We start from the raw sequence: 18,254 nt of genomic DNA, 5'->3' as shown, positions 1-18,254 counted from the left end.
CGAGAGGCTTGTTCATGGCCGACCACGCAACCCACGACGCCCAGGCTCGGGCCAGCCTGCACTTGCTGGTGCGGGACATCGAGCGGGTCCGCCGGCAGGTGGACGCACTGCGCACGCTGACCGCCCAGCTGGGCAACGTCTACCGCCCGCGCCGCTCCGGCCCCTCCACGGGCTTCGTCGTCTACGGACGCGCCCCCGCCCCGACGGTCCGCCTCGCGCAGGAGCTCCGGGACAGTGTCGAGACCCTGGTGACGGCAGCGGTCGACTTCGACCGTTCCCTCGGCTTCTCGTGGGACGCGGTGGGTTCGGCGCTCGGCGTCACCAAGCAGGCGGTGCACCGCCGTTACGGCGCCCGGCGCGCCGCGGCCCAGGCGGCCGCGGAGGCGGAGCGGACGCCCGAGCCGTCGGCGACGAGGACGGTCGGCGTCAACACCGGCCTTCCCACGGTGCCCACGGTCCCCGCCGCCCGCTCCATGCCGACCCAGCCGACGGCCGGCAGCCCCGTCCTGCGCGACGAGGTCCGACCAACGGCGTTCCCCGGCCCCCGCAACGGCTGAACCACGTTCCTCCCCCGCCCTCCCGGCCCACCGCCAGGGAGGGCGCCCGTATGCGGTCCCCGAGCACCGGCTCCCGGGCTCCGGGCTCCGGGCACCACGCAGCGGCACCGGCACCGCGCCACCCCTACCCGATGTCCGGTGGATCGATCCGTACCCGGACCGGCGCCTCCCCTGCTCCCCGGGCCATCCGTGCCGCCTGGGTCGCCTTCAGGGCGGACGCCAGGGCGGCGCCGCTGCCCGGTGGCACCCGCACCAGCGCTCGCTCCCAGTGCTCCCCGGGGGGCCCCGCGCCCGCCCGCCGCGGCCGGTCCGCCGATGTGACCGGCAGGGGCACCGGTCCGAGCACCTCGGCCTCCCGGGGCAGCTCCGCGGTGCGGAGGAACTCGGCGACCGCCTCGCGTGTCCCCGACACGGCCGCCATCCGGGACACCGGCGGAAAGCCCAGCTCGGCCCGCTCGGCGAGCTCCCGCACCGCGTGTCCGACGGGGTCCCACCGCACGAGCGCCTGCACGGGCCGCAGCGTCGGCTCGGCGACGACGACCACGGTGCCGCCGGCACCCTGCGGCCGTACGAGGGCCGCAGCCGCGATCCATCGCCGCAACGCGTCCTCACCGGCCCGCAGATCGGGTCGCCCGAGCATCGCCCAGCCGTCGAGCAGCAGCGCCGCCGCATAGCCGCCCTCGGCCACGGGCTCGGCCCCGGGTGTGCTCACGATCAGCGCGGGCGCCCCCGGCACCGTGTCCAGTACATGCTCGCGGCCCGAGGTCCGCACCGGGACCGCGGGGAAGGCACGCCCCAGCTCCTCGGCCGTGCGCCGCGCCCCGACCACCTGCGCCCGCAGCCGGAACCCGCCGCACTCGGCACAGTGCCAGCCGATCTCCTCCCGCCCGCACCACCCGCAGCGCAGCGCCGCCGCCCCGGACTCCCGCGCCTCCAGCGGCCCCGAACAGTGCCGGCACCGAGCCGGCGCACGGCAGTTGGCGCAGGCCAGCCGGGGAACGTATCCCCGCCGCGGCACCTGAACCAGCACCGGGCCGTGCCGCAGGCCGTCCCGCACGGCCTGCCAGGCGAGGGTCGGCAGCCGTGCGGCCCGGGCCGCCTCGTCGCGCGCGAGATCGTGGTCCCCCACGGTCCGCACCAGCGGAGCGGCCTCCCGCACCTGTTCCCGCCCGGCGACCAGCGGCCGGGCCCAACCGCTCTCGACCAGCTGGGCCGCCTCCACCGTGCAGCTCCAACTCCCCAGCAGGAATCCGCACCTGTCCTGAGCGGCGCGCAGCAGCAGCACTTCACGGGCGTGCGGCTGGGGAGCGTGCTGCTCACTGTGACTGTCGTCGCCGTCGTCCCAGATGACGACGAGCCCCAGGTCCTGCACGGGCGCGAACATGGCCGCCCGGGTGCCCACGACGGCCCGTACGGACCCCCGCCGCACCGCGAGCCACTCCCGGTACCGCTTCTCGGGCCCGGCGTCGGCCGTGAGCACGGCATGCCGCCCCTCCCCCAGCACCGAGGTCAGTGCGGCGTCGACCCGCGCGACGGCCCGCCCGTCGGGCACCACGACCAGCGCCCCACGCCCGGAGGCGAGCGTCGCCGCGATGGCCCGGGCGATCTCCTCGCTCCACTCGGGCCCGGGCAACGCGTTCCACACGGCACGCGGCGCGCGCCCCGCCGCCAGCGACTCCACGAACGCGGCCCCGTGCTCGTACCGCCCCCAGGACCCGGCCTCCGGCGCCCCCGGCGGCGGCAGCGGCGCGGGCGAGGGCCGCTGCTCGGCCCGCGCGCTGCGCGGGGGCACGGCGAGCTGCAGCACATCGGCGAGACTCCCCGCGTAGCGGTCGGCGACGGCCCGGGCGAGCCCGAGCAACTCCTCGCTCAGCACCCGCTCGGGAGAAACGACCTGGGCCAGCGCGGCCAGCGGCCCCGAGTAGTCGGACTCGGCCAGCCGCTCGACGAGGAACCCGTCGATCAGCCCCCCGCCCTCGCGCCGCCCGTCCCGCACCCGATGGCGCCCGGCCCCGAACCGCACCCGCACCCGCACCCCGGGCTGGGCGTCCGCGTCGAGCTCCGCGGGCACGGCGTAGTCGAAGTACCGATCAAGATGCAGCACCCCCTTGTCGACCAGCACCCGCGCCACCGGCAACTCCCCGGCCAGCGCGGCCCCCCGCCAGGTCCGGGGCTTCGCCCGCGGCTCCCTGGCCTTCCGCACACTCTCCCGAATGAACGCAAGCTGCTCAGGCGGCGCCCCCTCCGCGCCCCCGCCCCCCTGCCCGTTCTCGCTGCTCACGCTTGCATTCTTACCAAACCCCACTGACATCCGACGCACGCGAAGGCCCGGCCCCCCGAAGGGGACCGGGCCTCATCGAGCGACGCGGGACCTACAGGCCCGCCGCCTTGCGCAGGGCGTCCACGCGGTCCGTCTTCTCCCAGGTGAACTCCGGCAGCTCGCGGCCGAAGTGGCCGTAGGCGGCCGTCTGGGCGTAGATCGGGCGCAGCAGGTCGAGGTCGCGGATGATGGCGGCCGGGCGGAGGTCGAAGACCTCGTCGATCGCCTTCTCGATCTTCTCGGCGTCGACCTTGGCGGTGCCGAAGGTCTCGACGAACAGACCGACCGGCTCGGCCTTGCCGATGGCGTACGCGACCTGGACCTCGCAGCGCGAGGCGAGGCCGGCGGCGACCACGTTCTTCGCGACCCAGCGCATCGCGTACGCGGCGGAGCGGTCGACCTTGGACGGGTCCTTGCCCGAGAAGGCGCCGCCACCGTGGCGGGCCATGCCGCCGTACGTGTCGATGATGATCTTGCGGCCGGTCAGACCCGCGTCACCCATCGGGCCGCCGATCTCGAAGCGGCCGGTCGGGTTGACCAGGAGACGGTAGTTCTCCGTGTCGAGCTTGATGCCCTCGTCGAGGAGCGCCTTCAGCTCCGGCTCCACCACGAACTCGCGGATGTCGGGGGCCAGGAGCGAGTCCAGGTCGATGTCGGAGGCGTGCTGCGAGGAGACGACCACCGTGTCGAGGCGGACGGCCTTGTCGCCGTCGTACTCGATGGTGACCTGCGTCTTGCCGTCGGGGCGCAGGTAGGGGATGGTGCCGTTCTTGCGGACCTCGGACAGGCGCTTCGACAGGCGGTGCGCCAGGAAGATCGGCAGCGGCATCAGGGTCGGCGTCTCGTCGGTGGCGTAGCCGAACATCAGGCCCTGGTCGCCGGCGCCCTGACGGTCCAGTTCGTCCTCGTCGCCCTCGACCCGGTTCTCGTAGGCCGTGTCGACACCCTGGGCGATGTCCGGGGACTGTGCGCCGATGGACACCGAGACACCGCAGGAGGCGCCGTCGAAGCCCTTCTTCGAGGAGTCGTAACCGATCTCCAGGATCTTGCCGCGGACGAGTGTCGCGATGTCCGCGTAGGTCTTGGTGGTGACCTCGCCGGCCACATGGACCAGGCCGGTGGTGATCAGCGTCTCGACGGCGACCCGAGAGGTCGGGTCCTCGCGCAGAAGCGCGTCGAGAATGGTGTCGCTGATCTGGTCAGCGATCTTGTCGGGGTGACCCTCGGTCACGGACTCCGAGGTGAAGAGACGACGGGACACAACGCTCCCTGGGGTTGCAGCGGCTGCTGGCTGATCATTGGCGGACGGGCTCGGGGGCTGCGCCCGGCATCGTCCGAGAACAGTTTATCGGTCGTACTCCGCGGGCGGCCCCCCTGTCTCGCCTCTCGGGAGGGCTGTGACCTGCGGCACGCGCATTCTGCCCAATTCCCGGTGGGCTTGGCCAGGGTCGCCACACCCCTGTGGCAGAGGTTTCAGGGGACCGAGAAGCGATGAAACATTCAGCCGAGGCGTTCCGCCACCAGGTCCCAGACGGTTTCGGCCAAATCTTCCTTGGGGCCCCGCGCCACGGGCGTCTCGCTGTCGTCGGCGCCGAGCACCACGGCCTCGTTCTCCTCGGAGCCGAAGGTCTTGCGCTCCCCCACCTCGTTCACCACCAGCAGGTCGCAGCCCTTGCGCCGCAGTTTGACGCGGCCGTTGGCGAGGACGTCGTCGGTCTCCGCGGCGAAGCCGACGATCACCTGTCCGGGGCGGGCGCGCTCGGTGGAGATCTCCGCGAGGATGTCCGGATTCCGTACGAGAACGATGGGCTCCGGTTCCCGGTCGTCCTTCTTCTTGATCTTTCCGGCCGCGTAGGCCGCCGGACGGAAGTCGGCCACCGCCGCCGCCATCACCACGGCGTCCGCGTCCGCCGCCGCCTTCAGCACCGCCTCGCGCAGCTGCACCGCGGTGCCGACCTGGAGGACGTCGACGCCCGCCGGGTCCGGCAGTCCGGTGTTGGCGGCGATCAGTGTGACCCGGGCGCCGCGCGCGGCGGCGGTGCGGGCGAGGGCGTAGCCCTGTTTGCCGGAGGAGCGGTTGCCGAGGAAGCGGACCGGGTCGAGGGGCTCGCGGGTGCCGCCGGCGCTGACGACCACATGCCGGCCCCGGAGGTCGGGCTCGGTGACTCCCCGGGCGAGCACACGGCGGCAGACGGCGTAGATCTCCGTCGGGTCGGGCAGGCGGCCCTTGCCGGTGTCGACGCCGGTGAGGCGGCCGACGGCGGGCTCGATGACGACGGCGCCGCGGCTCCGTAGCGTCGCCACGTTCTCCTGGGTGGCCGGGTGCTCCCACATCTCCGTGTGCATGGCGGGCGCGAAGACGACCGGACAGCGGGCGGTGAGGAGGGTGTTGGTGAGCAGGTCGTCGGCGAGGCCGTGGGCCGCCTTGGCGAGCATGTCGGCGGTGGCCGGGGCGACGACCACCAGGTCGGCGTGCTGCCCGATGCGGACGTGCGGGACCTCGTGGACGTCGTCCCAGACCTCGGTGGAGACGGGGTTGCCGGACAGGGCGGACCAGGTCGCGGCACCGACGAAGTGCAGCGCGGAGGCGGTGGGGACGACGCGGACGTCATGGCCCGACTCGGTGAACCTTCTCAGCAGCTCACAGGCCTTGTACGCGGCGATGCCGCCGCTGACCCCCAGCACGACCTTGGGCTTGTCCACCGTCTCTCCCCGGCTCGGCAACGTACAGGTCCCATGCTGCATCACAGCGGGGGACGACCCCCGCACCCCCGCAGACCACAGGCCCGACAGTCGCGCTGTCGGGCCTGTGGAAAAGCCAACTGCAATACGAAAGTACTACCGCAGCTTCTGCTGTGTACTGCCGCGTACTACTGCGCGGGGCCCTCGACGGCCTCGGACGTCAGCAGACCCGCGTTGATCTCGCGCAGGGCGATCGAGAGCGGCTTCTCGTGCACATGGGTGTCGACGAGCGGACCGACGTACTCGAGGAGGCCCTCGCCGAGCTGCGAGTAGTACGCGTTGATCTGGCGGGCACGCTTGGCCGCGTAGATCACGAGGCTGTACTTCGAGTCGGTGGCCTCGAGGAGCTCGTCGATCGGCGGGTTGATGATGCCCTCGGGCGCGGAGATGGAAGAGGACACGCTCTACCTTCCGATGGATGGGAAAAGAGTCAGTCAATCAGTGACGATCACAGATCGTGATCACACTACGTGCATCAAGGCTAGCAGCTCGCGAGCGACGTCCTCGACGGAGGTGTTGACCAGGGTCACGTCGAACTCCGGCTCCGCCGCCAGCTCGATCCGTGCCGCGTCCAGACGGCGCTCGATCACCTCGGGCGGCTCGGTGCCCCGCCCGGTGAGCCTGCGCACGAGCTCCTCCCAGGAGGGAGGAGCCAGGAACACCAGCTGGGCGTCCGCCATGGACTCGCGGACCTGCCGGGCGCCCTGGAGGTCGATCTCCAGGAGCACCGGCTCGCCCGCCTCCAGCCGGTCCAGCACCGCCGTACGCGGGGTGCCGTACCGGTTGCCTGCGAACTCGGCCCACTCCAGCAGCTCACCGTTGGCGATCAGCTTGTCCATCTCCTCGTCGGTGACGAAGAAGTAGTGGACTCCGTGCTTCTCGCCGGGGCGGGGCTTGCGGGTCGTCGCCGACACCGAGAGCCACACCTCGGGGTGTTCCTTGCGCATATGGGCGACGACCGTGCTCTTGCCGACCCCGGAGGGGCCGGAGAGCACGGTCAGCCGCGGACGTACGTCCGGGGGCTCGGGGGTCGTCCCCCGGAATGTTGCAGCCATGCAGCGATTATTCCAGCAATCCCGGGGTGCCCGGGACTCCTGGTCCGGAGGTCACCGGACTCAGGAACCGGTGCTGCCGAACTCACGCTCCAGAGAAGCGATCTGGTTGGAGCCGAGACCCCGCACACGGCGGCTCTCGGAGATGCCGAGTCGCTCCATGATCTGCTTGGCGCGGACCTTGCCCACGCCCGGCAGGGACTCGAGCAGCGCGGAGACCTTCATCTTGCCGATGACGTCGTTCTCCTGGCCCTGCTTGATGACCTCGTGCAGGGAGGCGCCGGAGTGCTTGAGTCGATTCTTGACCTCGGCCCGCTCCCGGCGAGCCGCGGCGGCCTTTTCGAGCGCGGCTGCGCGCTGTTCAGGGGTAAGGGGCGGAAGAGCCACGCCTACGTCACCTCGGATGTCGAACTGTCGGATACGGACCGGTGAGGAACCTAGTCGCCCCACACCTGGGGAGCCACGAGCAACACGCTCGCCCGGTGACTCTCGTCGGAGACTAGCGGCCAACTCCGCCGGAGTCAGCGAGAACAGCGGAAAAGTCCTGGTCAGCCTCCGCCAGGACGGACATTTAGGACATAATGCCCCGGATTTGAGGATGTATCCAGGCTCAAGCGGGCTTTCGAACAGTCGTCGGAGGACCCGTATGACCTCCTGGAACGCCCGAGACGACCGTCAGGGAAGCCGCATACGGTCGTCTCGGGAATCTCCTACGTGGTACAGCTCACACCTCTGCCAAGGCGGCCCGGATCTCCTCCGCGAAGCGGTCGGCGGAGGCCCGCAGAGCCCCGATGTCCGGCCCGTGCCGCAGCACTCCCCGGCTCACGTTCGGCACCACGTTGCGCGCCGCGGCCCCGAAGACGGACGGCAGGTCGGCCGGGGTGGCCCCCTGCGCGCCGACACCGGGGGCGAGCAGCGGACCGTTGATGTCCAGGTCGTACGACGACAGGTCGCCCAGCGTGGCGCCCACGACGGCCCCGAAGGACCCCAGGGGCTGTTCCCCCTCGTTCTCGGCCGCGAGATGGCCGAGGATCGTCGCTGCGACGGTGCGTCCGTCGGCCCGCACGGCGTGCTGGACCCCACCGCCCTCCGGGTTGGAGGTGAGGGCCAGCACGAACAGCCCCGTCCCGTTCTCCCGGGCCAGCGCGATCGCCGGCGAGAGCGAGCCGTAGCCCAGGTAGGGCGAGACGGTCAGGGCGTCCGAGAACAGCGGGGAGCCCTTGTGCAGGAAGGCCTCGGCGTACCCGGCCATGGTCGATCCGATGTCGCCGCGCTTGGCGTCCATGACGACCAGCGCGCCGGCCGCCCGCGCCTGTTCGACCGACTTCTCGAGTACGGCGACCCCGCGCGAGCCGAAGCGCTCGAAGAAGGCGCTCTGCGGTTTCAGCACGGCGACCCGGTCGGCCACGGCCTCGACGACCGTGCGGGAGAACCGCTCCAATCCGGCCACGTCGTCGTTGAGACCCCACTGGTCGAGCAGGGACGCGTGCGGGTCGATGCCGACGCAGAGGGGGCCGCGCTCGTCCATGGCCCGCCTCAGGCGCGCGCCGAAGGGTTCGAGGACAGTCATCCGTTCTTCCTCACGTCGGCGCCGACCGCGTCGGCGAGGGTGGCGTACGGGCTCGTACGCAGGCGGGCGGCGAGCCCCTTGTGGATGGCGCGGCCCCAGAAGGGCCCCTCGTAGACGAAGGCGCTGTAGCCCTGCACGAGCGTGGCACCGGCCAGGATGCGCTCCCAGGCGTCCTCGGCGCTCGCGATGCCTCCGACGCCCACCAGGGTGATGCGGTCGCCCACGCGCGCGTAGAGGCGCCGCAGCACCTCCAGGGAGCGCGCCTTGAGAGGGGCCCCGGACAATCCGCCGGTCTCCTTCACCAGCGAGGGCTCGGACTTCAGGCCGAGCCCCTCGCGCGCGATGGTCGTGTTGGTGGCGATGATCCCGTCCAGGCCGAGCTCGACGGCCAGGTCGGCGACGGCGTCGACGTCCTCGTCGGCGAGGTCCGGCGCGATCTTGACCAGCAGCGGGACACGCCGACCGGTCACCGTGCGGTCCGCGGCCTCGCGGACGGCGCTCAGGAGCGGCCGCAGCGCCTCGGTGGCCTGGAGGTCGCGCAGACCGGGCGTGTTGGGCGAGGAGACGTTCACCACCAGATAGTCGGCGTACGGCGCCAGCCGCTGCGTGGACTTCACGTAGTCGCCGACCGCCTCCGCCTCCGGGACGGCCTTGGTCTTGCCGATGTTGACGCCCACGACCGTCCTGAAGACCGGCTCACGTGACGCCAGACGGGCCGCCACGGCCAGCGAGCCCTCGTTGTTGAAGCCCATGCGGTTGATGAGCGCACGGTCCTTCACGAGCCGGAACAGGCGCTTTCGGGGATTGCCGGGCTGCGCTTGCCCGGTCACCGTGCCGATCTCGACGTGGTCGAAGCCCAGCATCGACATGCCGTCGATCGCGACCGCGTTCTTGTCGAAGCCGGCGGCGAGCCCGAACGGGCCGTGCATGCGCAGCCCGAAGGCCTCGGTGCGCAGCTCCTTGTGACGGGGCGCGAGGGCCGCCGCGACGAAGGTGCGCAGGACGGGGACGCGGGCGGCGAGGCGGATCCAGCGGAAGGCCAGGTGGTGGGCGTTCTCCGGGTCCATGCGCTTGAAGACGAGGTTGAAGAAGATCTTGTACATGGTTCCTCACGAAGACATGGGTGTCCTCACGAAGAGGGGGACACCGGTTCCGGTGTCCCCCTCAGGGCTGCTAGTCGCGGGCCGCGGTCAGGTGTTCCGCGTGTTCCTGGAGCGAACGGACGCCCACGTCACCGTGGTTGAGGGCGTCGATGCCCTGGACGGCCGCGGCGAGCGCCTGGACCGTCGTCAGGCACGGGACCGACCGCGCCACGGCCGCCGTACGGATCTCGTAGCCGTCGAGGCGTCCGCCGGTGCCGTACGGGGTGTTGACGATGAGGTCGACCTCGCCGTCGTGGATGAGCTGGACGATGGTCTTCTCGCCGTTCGGGCCGGTGCCCTCGAACTGCTTGCGCACCACCGTGGCCTTGATGCCGTTGCGCTTGAGGACCTCGGCCGTGCCGGAGGTGGCGAGCAGCTCGAAACCGTGGGCGACCAGCTCGCGGGCCGGGAAGATCATCGAGCGCTTGTCGCGGTTGGCGACCGAGATGAACGCGCGGCCCTTGGTGGGCAGCGGGCCGTAGGCGCCGGCCTGCGACTTGGCGTACGCCGTGCCGAAGACCGAGTCGATGCCCATGACCTCGCCGGTGGAGCGCATCTCCGGGCCGAGGACGGTGTCGACGCCACGTCCCTGGATGTCCCGGAAGCGGGACCAGGGCATGACCGCCTCCTTGACGGAGATCGGCGCGTCGAGCGGGAGCTCGCCGCCGTCCCCGTTGGCCGGAAGCAGACCCTCCGCCCGCAGCTCGGCCACGGTCGCGCCGAGCGAGATCCGGGCGGCGGCCTTCGCGAGCGGCACGGCGGTCGCCTTCGAGGTGAAGGGGACCGTACGGGACGCGCGCGGGTTGGCCTCCAGGACGTACAGGATGTCGCCGGCCAGGGCGAACTGGATGTTGATCAGGCCGCGGACGCCGACACCCTTGGCGATGGCCTCCGTCGAGGCCCGCAGCCGCTTGATGTCGAACCCGCCCAGGGTGATCGGGGGCAGCGCGCACGCCGAGTCGCCGGAGTGGATGCCGGCCTCCTCGATGTGCTCCATGACGCCGCCGAGGTAGAGCTCCTCGCCGTCGTACAGGGCGTCGACGTCGATCTCGATCGCGTCGTCCAGGAAGCGGTCGACCAGGACCGGCCGGGAGGGGCTGATCTCGGTCGACTCGGCGATGTAGGACGCGAGGCGCGTCTCGTCGTAGACGATCTCCATACCGCGCCCGCCGAGGACGTACGACGGCCGCACCAGGACCGGGTAGCCGATCTCGTCGGCGATGGCCTTGGCCTCGGCGAAGGTGGTGGCGGTGCCGTGCTTGGGGGCCGGCAGGCCCGCCTCGGCGAGCACCCGCCCGAAGGCGCCCCGGTCCTCGGCCGCGTGGATGGCCTCCGGCGAGGTACCCACGATCGGCACGCCGTTGTCCTTGAGCGCCTGCGCGAGGCCCAGCGGGGTCTGGCCGCCCAGCTGGACGACGACGCCCGCCACGGGGCCCGCCTGCTGCTCCGCGTGGACGATCTCCAGCACGTCCTCCAGCGTCAGCGGCTCGAAGTACAGGCGGTCGGAGGTGTCGTAGTCCGTGGAGACGGTCTCCGGGTTGCAGTTGACCATCACGGTCTCGTAGCCGGCGTCGCTCAGCGCGAAGGAGGCGTGGACGCAGGAGTAGTCGAACTCGATGCCCTGGCCGATGCGGTTCGGGCCGGAGCCCAGGATGATCACGGCCGGCTTCTCGCGCGGCGCGACCTCGCTCTCCTCGTCGTAGGAGGAGTAGAAGTACGGCGTCCTCGCCGCGAACTCGGCGGCGCAGGTGTCGACCGTCTTGTAGACCGGGCGGATGCCCAGCGCGTGCCGCACCTCGCGCACGACGTCCTCACGCAGACCGCGGATCTCGCCGATCTGCTGGTCGGAGAAGCCGTGCCGCTTGGCCTCGGCGATCAGGTCCCGGGTCAGCTCGGGCGCCTCGGCGAGCTCGTCGGCGAGCTCCTTGATCAGGAAGAGCTGGTCGACGAACCAGGGGTCGATCTTCGTGTACTCGAAGACCTCCTCGGGCGTGGCGCCCGCGCGGATGGCCTGCATGACGGTGTTGATCCGGCCGTCGGTGGGACGGACGGACTCCGCCAGCAGCGTCTCCTTGTCGCCGGGCTCGCCGACGAAGGTGAACTGGCTGCCCTTCTTCTCCAGCGAGCGCAGCGCCTTCTGGAAGGCCTCGGTGAAGTTGCGGCCGATGGCCATGGCCTCGCCGACCGACTTCATGGTGGTGGTCAGCGTGGAGTCGGCCTGCGGGAACTTCTCGAAGGCGAACCGGGGGGCCTTGACGACCACGTAGTCGAGCGTGGGCTCGAAGGAGGCCGGGGTCTCCTGGGTGATGTCGTTCGGGATCTCGTCGAGGGTGTAGCCGACGGCGAGCTTGGCGGCGATCTTGGCGATGGGGAAGCCGGTCGCCTTGGAGGCGAGGGCCGAGGAACGCGACACGCGCGGGTTCATCTCGATGACGATCACCCGGCCGTCCTCGGGGTTGACCGCGAACTGGATGTTGCAGCCGCCGGTGTCGACGCCGACCTCGCGGATCACGGCGATGCCGATGTCCCGCAGGATCTGGTACTCGCGGTCGGTGAGCGTCATCGAGGGCGCGACGGTGATCGAGTCGCCGGTGTGCACGCCCATGGGGTCGAAGTTCTCGATGGAGCAGACGACCACGACGTTGTCGTGCTTGTCGCGCATCAGCTCCAGCTCGTACTCCTTCCAGCCGAGGATGGACTCCTCCAGGAGCACCTCGGTGGTCGGCGAGAGGGTGAGGCCCTGGCCCGCGATGCGGCGCAGCTCCTCCTCGTCGTGGGCGAAGCCGGAGCCCGCGCCGCCCATGGTGAAGGACGGACGGACGACGACCGGGTAGCCGCCGAGGGTGTCGACGCCGGCGAGGACGTCCTCCATGGAGTGGCAGATGACCGAGCGGGCGGACTCGCCGTGGCCGATCTTCTGCCGGACGGCCTCGACGACCAGCTTGAACTGGTCGCGGTCCTCGCCCTTGTGGATCGCCTCGACGTTGGCGCCGATCAGCTCGACGCCGTACTTGGCCAGGACGCCGTTCTCGTCCAGCGAGATGGCCGTGTTGAGGGCCGTCTGGCCGCCCAGGGTGGGCAGGAGGGCGTCGGGGCGCTCCTTGGCGATGATCTTCTCGACGAACTCCGGGGTGATCGGCTCGACGTAGGTGGCGTCGGCGATCTCCGGGTCGGTCATGATCGTCGCCGGGTTGGAGTTGACCAGGACGACCCGCAGGCCCTCGGACCGCAGGATGCGGCACGCCTGGGTGCCGGAGTAGTCGAACTCGGCGGCCTGGCCGATGACGATCGGGCCGGAGCCGATGACCAGGACGGACTGGATATCGGTGCGCTTAGGCACGCTGGCCCTCCATCAGGACTGTGCTCATCAAAGACGTGAAGCGGTCGAACAGGTAGGCGGCGTCGTGCGGGCCGGCGGCCGCTTCGGGGTGGTACTGGACGCTGAAGGCAGGCTGGTCGAGCAGCTGGAGGCCCTCGACCACGTCGTCGTTCAGGCAGACGTGGGAGACCTCGGCGCGCCCGAACCTCGTCTCGCTGACCTTGTCCAGCGGGGCGTCCACGGCGAAGCCGTGGTTGTGCGCGGTGACCTCGACCTTGCCGGTCGTCCGGTCCTGCACGGGCTGGTTGATGCCCCGGTGGCCGTACTTCAGCTTGTAGGTGCCGAAGCCGAGCGCGCGGCCCAGGATCTGGTTGCCGAAGCAGATGCCGAACAGCGGCGTCCTGCGCTCCAGGACCGCGGTCATCAGCTCGACCGGGCCGTCGGCGGTGGCCGGGTCGCCGGGGCCGTTGGAGAAGAACACCCCGTCGGGGTTGACGGCGTAGACCTCGTCGGCGGTGGCGGTGGCGGGCAGGACGTGCACCTCGATGCCGCGCTCGGCCATGCGGTGCGGGGTCATGCCCTTGATGCCGAGGTCGATCGCGGCGACGGTGAACCTCTTCTCGCCGATCGCCGGGACGACGTACGCCTCCTGGGTGGCGACCTCCTCGTACAGCGAGGCGCCCTTCATCTGGGGCTGGGCCCGCACGCGCGCGAGGAGCTCGTCCTCGGCGGTGATCTCCGTGCCGGAGAAGATCCCGGCGCGCATCGAGCCGCGCTCGCGCAGATGGCGGGTGAGCGCGCGGGTGTCGATCCCGCTGATGCCGACGATGCCCTGTGCGACCAGTTCGTCGTCCAGGGCACGCTTGGCGCGCCAGTTGGACGGCACGCGCGCGGGGTCGCGGACGACATAGCCGGAGACCCAGATTCGCCGGGACTCGTCGTCCTCGTCGTTCCAGCCGGTGTTGCCGATCTGCGGGGCGGTGGCGACGACGATCTGGCGGTCGTACGACGGGTCGGTGAGGGTCTCCTGGTAGCCGGTCATGCCGGTCGAGAAGACCGCCTCGCCGAAGGTCACCCCCACGGCCCCGTAGGCGCGGCCGCGGAAGGTCCGGCCGTCCTCCAGGACGAGTACGGCGGGAACCCGGGTGGCTCCCCTGGTGGAGGTTGTCATCGTGCGCCTTCCGTCTTGTTGATCATCTGGTTCAGGGTGTCGACCCACTCGGTGTGCTCGGCCGCGTGGTCCGAGCGGAACCCGGAGTCGATCAGCCGGTCGCCGTGCGCCCAGGTGACCACGAGCAGTCCGCCCTCGGTCAGGACCTTGCCGGCGATGCCCTTGCCGAGCAGGGCCTCGCGCAGCGCCTCGGCCGGGATGAAGAAGTCGGTGGCCCCGGGGCGTACCACGTCCAGTCCCGCGTCCGTCAGCGTGAGCTCGACCCGGCTCCGGGTGCCGAGGCCGTGCGCCACGATGCGGTCGAGCCACTGACCTGCGGTGGTGGAGCCGTGGTAGCGGCCGCTCATCGTCAGTCTCGCCTCGCCGGGCTCGTCCGGCGCGCTGGGCAGCGCGGGGAGGTCGCCCTGCAGGGTGCCGCGCCACTTCCAGCCCTCACGCATCAGCCAGTAGACGAGCGCGACGAACAGGGCGAGGCCCACGAGCCAGCCGATCCGGGCGGCCCAGTCGGTGACCGCGGCCGACTTCTTTTCGGCGGCGAGGCCGGTCGTGAGTCCGGTCGCGAGCAGAGTTGCAGGTGTCACGTGAGCTTCCCGTCGACGAGCGTGGCCTTGCCCCGGAGCCACGTGTGCGTGACACGGCCCGGCAGCTCACGCCCCTCGTACGGGGTGTTCCGGCTGCGCGAGGCGAAGCCCGCGGGGTCCACGGACCCACGGTATGCCGTGTCGACGAGCGTGAGGTTGGCGGGCTCACCAGCCGAGACGGGACGTCCGTGCCCCTTCGCCCGCCCGATCGCGGCGGGCTTGGCGGACATGCGCTCGGCGACCCCGGCCCAGGTGAGGAGCCCGGTGTCCACCATGGTCTCCTGCACCACCGACAACGCGGTCTCCAGGCCCACCATCCCCATGGCGGCCGCGGCCCACTCGCAGTCCTTGTCCTCGTGCGGGTGCGGGGCGTGGTCGGTGGCGACGATGTCGATCGTGCCGTCGGCGAGCGCCTCGCGCAGGGCGAGGACGTCGCGCTCGGTGCGCAGCGGCGGGTTGACCTTGTAGACCGGGTTGTACGACCGGACCAGTTCGTCGGTGAGGAGCAGGTGGTGCGGGGTCACTTCGGCCGTGACGTCGATGCCGCGGGACTTGGCCCAGCGGACGATCTCGACCGAGCCGGCGGTCGAGAGATGGCAGATGTGCACCCGGGACCCCACGTGCTCGGCGAGCAGGACGTCCCGGGCGATGATCGATTCCTCGGCCACCGCGGGCCAGCCCCCGAGGCCCAGTTCCGCCGAGACGACACCCTCGTTCATCTGGGCGCCCTCGGTCAGCCGCGGCTCCTGCGCGTGCTGGGCGACGACCCCGCCGAAGGCCTTCACGTACTCCAGCGCCCGGCGCATGATCACCGCGTCGTCGACGCACTTGCCGTCGTCGGAGAAGACGGTGACCCCGGCGGCCGACTCGTGCATGGCGCCGAGTTCGGCGAGCTTCCTGCCCTCCAGGCCCACGGTGACGGCGCCGATGGGCTGCACGTCGCAGTACCCGTGCTCCCGGCCCAGTCGCCACACCTGCTCGACGACGCCGGCGGTGTCGGCCACGGGGAAGGTGTTGGCCATGGCGAACACGGCGGTGTAGCCGCCGCTCGCGGCCGCCCGGGTGCCGGTGAGGACCGTCTCGGAGTCCTCGCGGCCGGGCTCACGCAGATGGGTGTGGAGGTCGACCAGACCTGGCAGCAGCACCTTGCCGTCCGCCTCGACGACGTCCGCGCCCTCCGCGGACAGCCCCGAGCCGACCGCCTCGATGGTCTCGCCGTCGATCAGCACGTCCTGCGGCTCGCCGCCGAGCACCTTCGCACCACGGATCAGGATCTTGCTCATGTTCTTACTTCTCCTCGATGGTGCGGGCGTGGGTGACGGCGGGCTCGTTGCCACCGAGCAGCAGGTACAGAACGGCCATCCGGATGGAGACTCCGTTTGCGACCTGCTCGACGACGGTGCAGCGCTCCGAGTCGGCCACCTCGGCGGTGATCTCCATGCCGCGGACCATCGGCCCCGGGTGCATCACGACGGCGTGCTCCGGCATCCGCGCCATCCGGTCGCCGTCGAGGCCGTAGCGCCGCGAGTACTCGCGCTCGGTCGGGAAGAACGCCGCGTTCATGCGCTCGCGCTGCACGCGCAGCATCATCACCGCGTCGGACTTGGGCAGCGTGCTGTCGAGGTCGTACGACACCTCGCACGGCCAGGTCTCGACGCCGACCGGCACCAGGGTGGGCGGCGCGACGAGGGTGACCTGGGCGCCCAGGGTGTGCAGCAGATCGACGTTGGAACGGGCGACCCGGCTGTGCAGGACGTCACCGACGAGGGTGATGCGCTTGCCGGACAGGTCCTGGCCGAGGCCGGCGTCCCGGCCGACGAGGCGGCGGCGCATGGTGAACGCGTCCAGCAGGGCCTGTGTGGGGTGCTGGTGGGTGCCGTCGCCGGCGTTGATCACGGCGGCGTCGATCCAGCCCGAGGTGGCGAGCCGGTACGGGGCTCCGGAGGCTCCGTGCCGGATGACCACGGCGTCGACGCCCATGGCCTCCAGGGTCTGCGCGGTGTCCTTCAGGGACTCGCCCTTGGAGACGCTCGACCCCTTGGCGGTGAAGTTGATGACGTCCGCGGACAGGCGCTTCTCGGCGGCTTCGAAGGAGATACGCGTGCGCGTGGAGTCCTCGAAGAAGAGGTTCACGACGGTACGACCGCGCAGGGTCGGCAGTTTCTTGATCGGCCGGTCGGCGACCCGGGCCATCTCCTCGGCGGTGTCGAGGATCAGGACGGCGTCGTCACGGGTGAGGTCGGCGGCCGAGATGAGATGACGCTGCATCTGTCAGGCTCCGTAAGACAGTTAAGACAGTTCAGTGGGGACGGGGGTCCGGGGGCGTCCCCCGGGGAGGCACAGCCGGGCAGGCGAGGGCACACCGAGGAGTGCCCGGCACACCTGCTAGTGGGTCTGCTTCGCGCCGAGCAGCACGGTGTCGCGACCGTCCTCCTCGGCGAGCTGGACCTTGACCGTCTCCCGCAGCGACGTGGGGAGGTTCTTGCCGACGTAGTCGGCGCGGATGGGCAGTTCGCGGTGGCCGCGGTCGACCAGGACCGCGAGCTGCACCGCGCGGGGGCGCCCGATGTCGTTCAGGGCGTCGAGGGCGGCGCGGATGGTGCGGCCGGAGAAGAGCACGTCGTCGACGAGGACCACGAGCCTGCCGTCGATGCCGTCACCGGGGATGTCCGTGCGGGCCAGCGCGCGCGGCGGGTGCATGCGCAGATCGTCGCGGTACATGGTGATGTCGAGCGAACCGACCGGGATCTTGCGGTCGGTGATCTCCTCGAGCTTGACGGCGAGCCGCTGGGCGAGGAAGACGCCGCGGGTCGGAATGCCGAGGAGCACCACGTCGTCGGCGCCCTTGGCGCGCTCGACGATCTCGTGGGCGATACGGGTCAACACCCTGGCGATGTCGGGCCCTTCGAGGACGGGCCGGGCATCGGACACCGGGAATCCGGACGTGTCGTCTTTGTTTGTCTTGTCCATACGAAACGGACCTCCTTCTCCGCCTCACGGGACGGACCTTAAAGGACGTCGGATTTGCGCCATCAACGTTAGCAGGCCGGGGCGAGACCCCTGATCACCCCCCTGGCCTAATCGGCCATCGCCGGCACGGAAGAGTCGGTGTGGACCATTCGGCTTGACGCAGAAGAATCACGCTGCGTAACCTCACAGTGAGTTACCAGACGCGCGGCCGCGGAACCACTGCAGCCGCGTCGACACAGTGTCCGGGGAGCTATATGTCCAGCGAATACGCCAAACAGCTCGGGGCCAAGCTCCGGGCCATCCGCACCCAGCAGGGCCTTTCCCTCCACGGTGTCGAGGAGAAGAGCCAGGGACGCTGGAAGGCGGTCGTGGTCGGTTCGTACGAGCGCGGTGACCGCGCGGTGACCGTACAGCGTCTCGCCGAACTGGCGGATTTCTATGGCGTTCCCGTCCAGGAGCTGCTGCCGGGCACCACCCCGGGCGGTGCGGCCGAGCCCCCGCCGAAGCTGGTCCTGGACCTGGAGCGGCTGGCCACCGTGCCGGCCGAGAAGGCGGGCCCGCTCCAGCGCTACGCGGCCACCATCCAGTCGCAGCGCGGTGACTACAACGGCAAGGTGCTCTCGATCCGCCAGGACGACCTGCGCACACTCGCCGTCATCTACGACCAGTCCCCCTCGGTCCTCACCGAGCAGCTGATCAGCTGGGGCGTGCTGGACGCCGACGCGCGCCGCGCGGTGGCTCACGAGGAGAGCTGAGCCTCACAGCACCACAGCGGGCAACATCCTCAAACCGGCGCTGGCCCGGGGCGAGTTGCACATCGTCGGCGCCAC

At 71.0% G+C, this 18,254-nt stretch carries 16 protein-coding genes; 2 read left to right on the top strand and 14 right to left on the bottom strand.

The window, feature by feature from the left end:
- Positions 1 to 14: 14 nt before the first annotated feature.
- Positions 15 to 557, top strand: a complete 543-nt coding sequence (locus ABZT17_RS24685) for a hypothetical protein (protein WP_356351756.1) — start codon at positions 15 to 17, stop codon at positions 555 to 557.
- A gap of 124 nt (positions 558 to 681) precedes the next feature.
- Here the strand turns inward: ABZT17_RS24685 and ABZT17_RS24680 are convergent, their stop codons facing one another.
- The 14 genes from ABZT17_RS24680 to pyrR all read right to left on the bottom strand — a co-directional run bounded on the left by ABZT17_RS24680 (position 682) and on the right by pyrR (position 17,424).
- The gene (locus ABZT17_RS24680; RefSeq protein ID WP_356351755.1) at positions 682 to 2,838 is read right to left on the bottom strand and encodes a primosomal protein N'; all 2,157 of its coding nucleotides are present in this window, start codon (positions 2,836 to 2,838) and stop codon (positions 682 to 684) included.
- Positions 2,839 to 2,929: 91 nt separating this feature from the next.
- The gene (gene metK, locus ABZT17_RS24675; RefSeq protein ID WP_356351754.1) at positions 2,930 to 4,138 is read right to left on the bottom strand and encodes a methionine adenosyltransferase; all 1,209 of its coding nucleotides are present in this window, start codon (positions 4,136 to 4,138) and stop codon (positions 2,930 to 2,932) included.
- Positions 4,139 to 4,377: 239 nt separating this feature from the next.
- The gene (gene coaBC, locus ABZT17_RS24670) at positions 4,378 to 5,580 is read right to left on the bottom strand and encodes a bifunctional phosphopantothenoylcysteine decarboxylase/phosphopantothenate--cysteine ligase CoaBC (protein WP_356351753.1); all 1,203 of its coding nucleotides are present in this window, start codon (positions 5,578 to 5,580) and stop codon (positions 4,378 to 4,380) included.
- 167 nt (positions 5,581 to 5,747) lie between these two features.
- The gene (gene rpoZ / locus ABZT17_RS24665; RefSeq protein WP_003988945.1) at positions 5,748 to 6,020 is read right to left on the bottom strand and encodes a DNA-directed RNA polymerase subunit omega; all 273 of its coding nucleotides are present in this window, start codon (positions 6,018 to 6,020) and stop codon (positions 5,748 to 5,750) included.
- Between the two features lie 60 nt (positions 6,021 to 6,080).
- Positions 6,081 to 6,674, bottom strand: coding sequence for a guanylate kinase (gene gmk / locus ABZT17_RS24660; RefSeq protein ID WP_356351752.1), 594 nt, complete (start codon positions 6,672 to 6,674; stop codon positions 6,081 to 6,083).
- Positions 6,675 to 6,734: 60 nt separating this feature from the next.
- The gene (locus ABZT17_RS24655) at positions 6,735 to 7,058 is read right to left on the bottom strand and encodes an integration host factor (RefSeq protein WP_003977346.1); all 324 of its coding nucleotides are present in this window, start codon (positions 7,056 to 7,058) and stop codon (positions 6,735 to 6,737) included.
- Between the two features lie 337 nt (positions 7,059 to 7,395).
- On the bottom strand, positions 7,396 to 8,241 hold the full coding sequence (gene pyrF / locus ABZT17_RS24650; RefSeq protein ID WP_356351751.1) for an orotidine-5'-phosphate decarboxylase: 846 nt from the start codon (positions 8,239 to 8,241) through the stop codon (positions 7,396 to 7,398).
- Positions 8,238 to 9,344, bottom strand: a complete 1,107-nt coding sequence (locus tag ABZT17_RS24645; RefSeq protein WP_356351750.1) for a quinone-dependent dihydroorotate dehydrogenase — start codon at positions 9,342 to 9,344, stop codon at positions 8,238 to 8,240. Before ABZT17_RS24645 ends, pyrF begins: the two co-directional genes overlap by 4 nt.
- A 70-nt stretch (positions 9,345 to 9,414) precedes the next feature.
- Positions 9,415 to 12,723 carry a carbamoyl-phosphate synthase large subunit gene (gene carB / locus ABZT17_RS24640; RefSeq protein WP_356351749.1) on the bottom strand — a complete coding sequence of 1,103 codons (3,309 nt, stop codon included), beginning with the start codon at positions 12,721 to 12,723 and terminating at the stop codon, positions 9,415 to 9,417.
- A complete protein-coding gene (gene carA / locus ABZT17_RS24635) occupies positions 12,716 to 13,873 on the bottom strand; it encodes a glutamine-hydrolyzing carbamoyl-phosphate synthase small subunit (protein WP_356351748.1) in 1,158 nt (385 codons plus the stop codon). Before carA ends, carB begins: the two co-directional genes overlap by 8 nt.
- The gene (locus ABZT17_RS24630; RefSeq protein ID WP_356351747.1) at positions 13,870 to 14,454 is read right to left on the bottom strand and encodes a hypothetical protein; all 585 of its coding nucleotides are present in this window, start codon (positions 14,452 to 14,454) and stop codon (positions 13,870 to 13,872) included. The genes carA and ABZT17_RS24630 overlap by 4 nt, the downstream gene beginning before the upstream one ends.
- Positions 14,451 to 15,737 (bottom strand): dihydroorotase, encoded by a 1,287-nt coding sequence (locus tag ABZT17_RS24625; protein ID WP_356351746.1) that lies wholly within the window; start codon positions 15,735 to 15,737, stop codon positions 14,451 to 14,453. Before ABZT17_RS24625 ends, ABZT17_RS24630 begins: the two co-directional genes overlap by 4 nt.
- 4 nt (positions 15,738 to 15,741) lie before the next feature.
- Positions 15,742 to 16,722, bottom strand: a complete 981-nt coding sequence (locus tag ABZT17_RS24620) for an aspartate carbamoyltransferase catalytic subunit (protein WP_356351745.1) — start codon at positions 16,720 to 16,722, stop codon at positions 15,742 to 15,744.
- A 117-nt stretch (positions 16,723 to 16,839) separates the two neighbouring features.
- Positions 16,840 to 17,424, bottom strand: coding sequence for a bifunctional pyr operon transcriptional regulator/uracil phosphoribosyltransferase PyrR (gene pyrR, locus ABZT17_RS24615; protein ID WP_356351744.1), 585 nt, complete (start codon positions 17,422 to 17,424; stop codon positions 16,840 to 16,842).
- A 254-nt stretch (positions 17,425 to 17,678) separates the two neighbouring features.
- Here pyrR and bldD point away from each other — a divergent pair, with 254 nt between their 5' ends.
- Positions 17,679 to 18,179: a transcriptional regulator BldD gene (gene bldD / locus ABZT17_RS24610; RefSeq protein ID WP_142150451.1), complete on the top strand. Its 501-nt coding sequence runs from the start codon at positions 17,679 to 17,681 to the stop codon at positions 18,177 to 18,179.
- The last annotated feature ends 75 nt before the right edge of the window (positions 18,180 to 18,254 follow it).

Source organism: Streptomyces sp. NPDC005648, from assembly GCF_040605395.1.
Classification (GTDB): domain Bacteria; phylum Actinomycetota; class Actinomycetes; order Streptomycetales; family Streptomycetaceae; genus Streptomyces.
Note: the sequence above shows the minus strand (reverse complement) of the source record. Positions and strands in the feature narration are given on the sequence as shown.

What these genes read in the sequence shown, in the direction of transcription:
- bldD (WP_142150451.1), top strand. Translation starts at nt 17,679, where the DNA reads ATGTCCAGCGAATACGCCAAACAGCTCGGGGCCAAGCTCCGGGCCATC.
- ABZT17_RS24685 (WP_356351756.1), top strand. Translation starts at nt 15, where the DNA reads ATGGCCGACCACGCAACCCACGACGCCCAGGCTCGGGCCAGCCTGCAC.
- ABZT17_RS24620 (WP_356351745.1), bottom strand. Translation starts at nt 16,722, where the DNA reads ATGCAGCGTCATCTCATCTCGGCCGCCGACCTCACCCGTGACGACGCC.
- gmk (WP_356351752.1), bottom strand. Translation starts at nt 6,674, where the DNA reads ATGGCTGCAACATTCCGGGGGACGACCCCCGAGCCCCCGGACGTACGT.
- carA (WP_356351748.1), bottom strand. Translation starts at nt 13,873, where the DNA reads ATGACAACCTCCACCAGGGGAGCCACCCGGGTTCCCGCCGTACTCGTC.
- ABZT17_RS24645 (WP_356351750.1), bottom strand. Translation starts at nt 9,344, where the DNA reads ATGTACAAGATCTTCTTCAACCTCGTCTTCAAGCGCATGGACCCGGAG.
- pyrF (WP_356351751.1), bottom strand. Translation starts at nt 8,241, where the DNA reads ATGACTGTCCTCGAACCCTTCGGCGCGCGCCTGAGGCGGGCCATGGAC.
- pyrR (WP_356351744.1), bottom strand. Translation starts at nt 17,424, where the DNA reads ATGGACAAGACAAACAAAGACGACACGTCCGGATTCCCGGTGTCCGAT.
- ABZT17_RS24625 (WP_356351746.1), bottom strand. Translation starts at nt 15,737, where the DNA reads ATGAGCAAGATCCTGATCCGTGGTGCGAAGGTGCTCGGCGGCGAGCCG.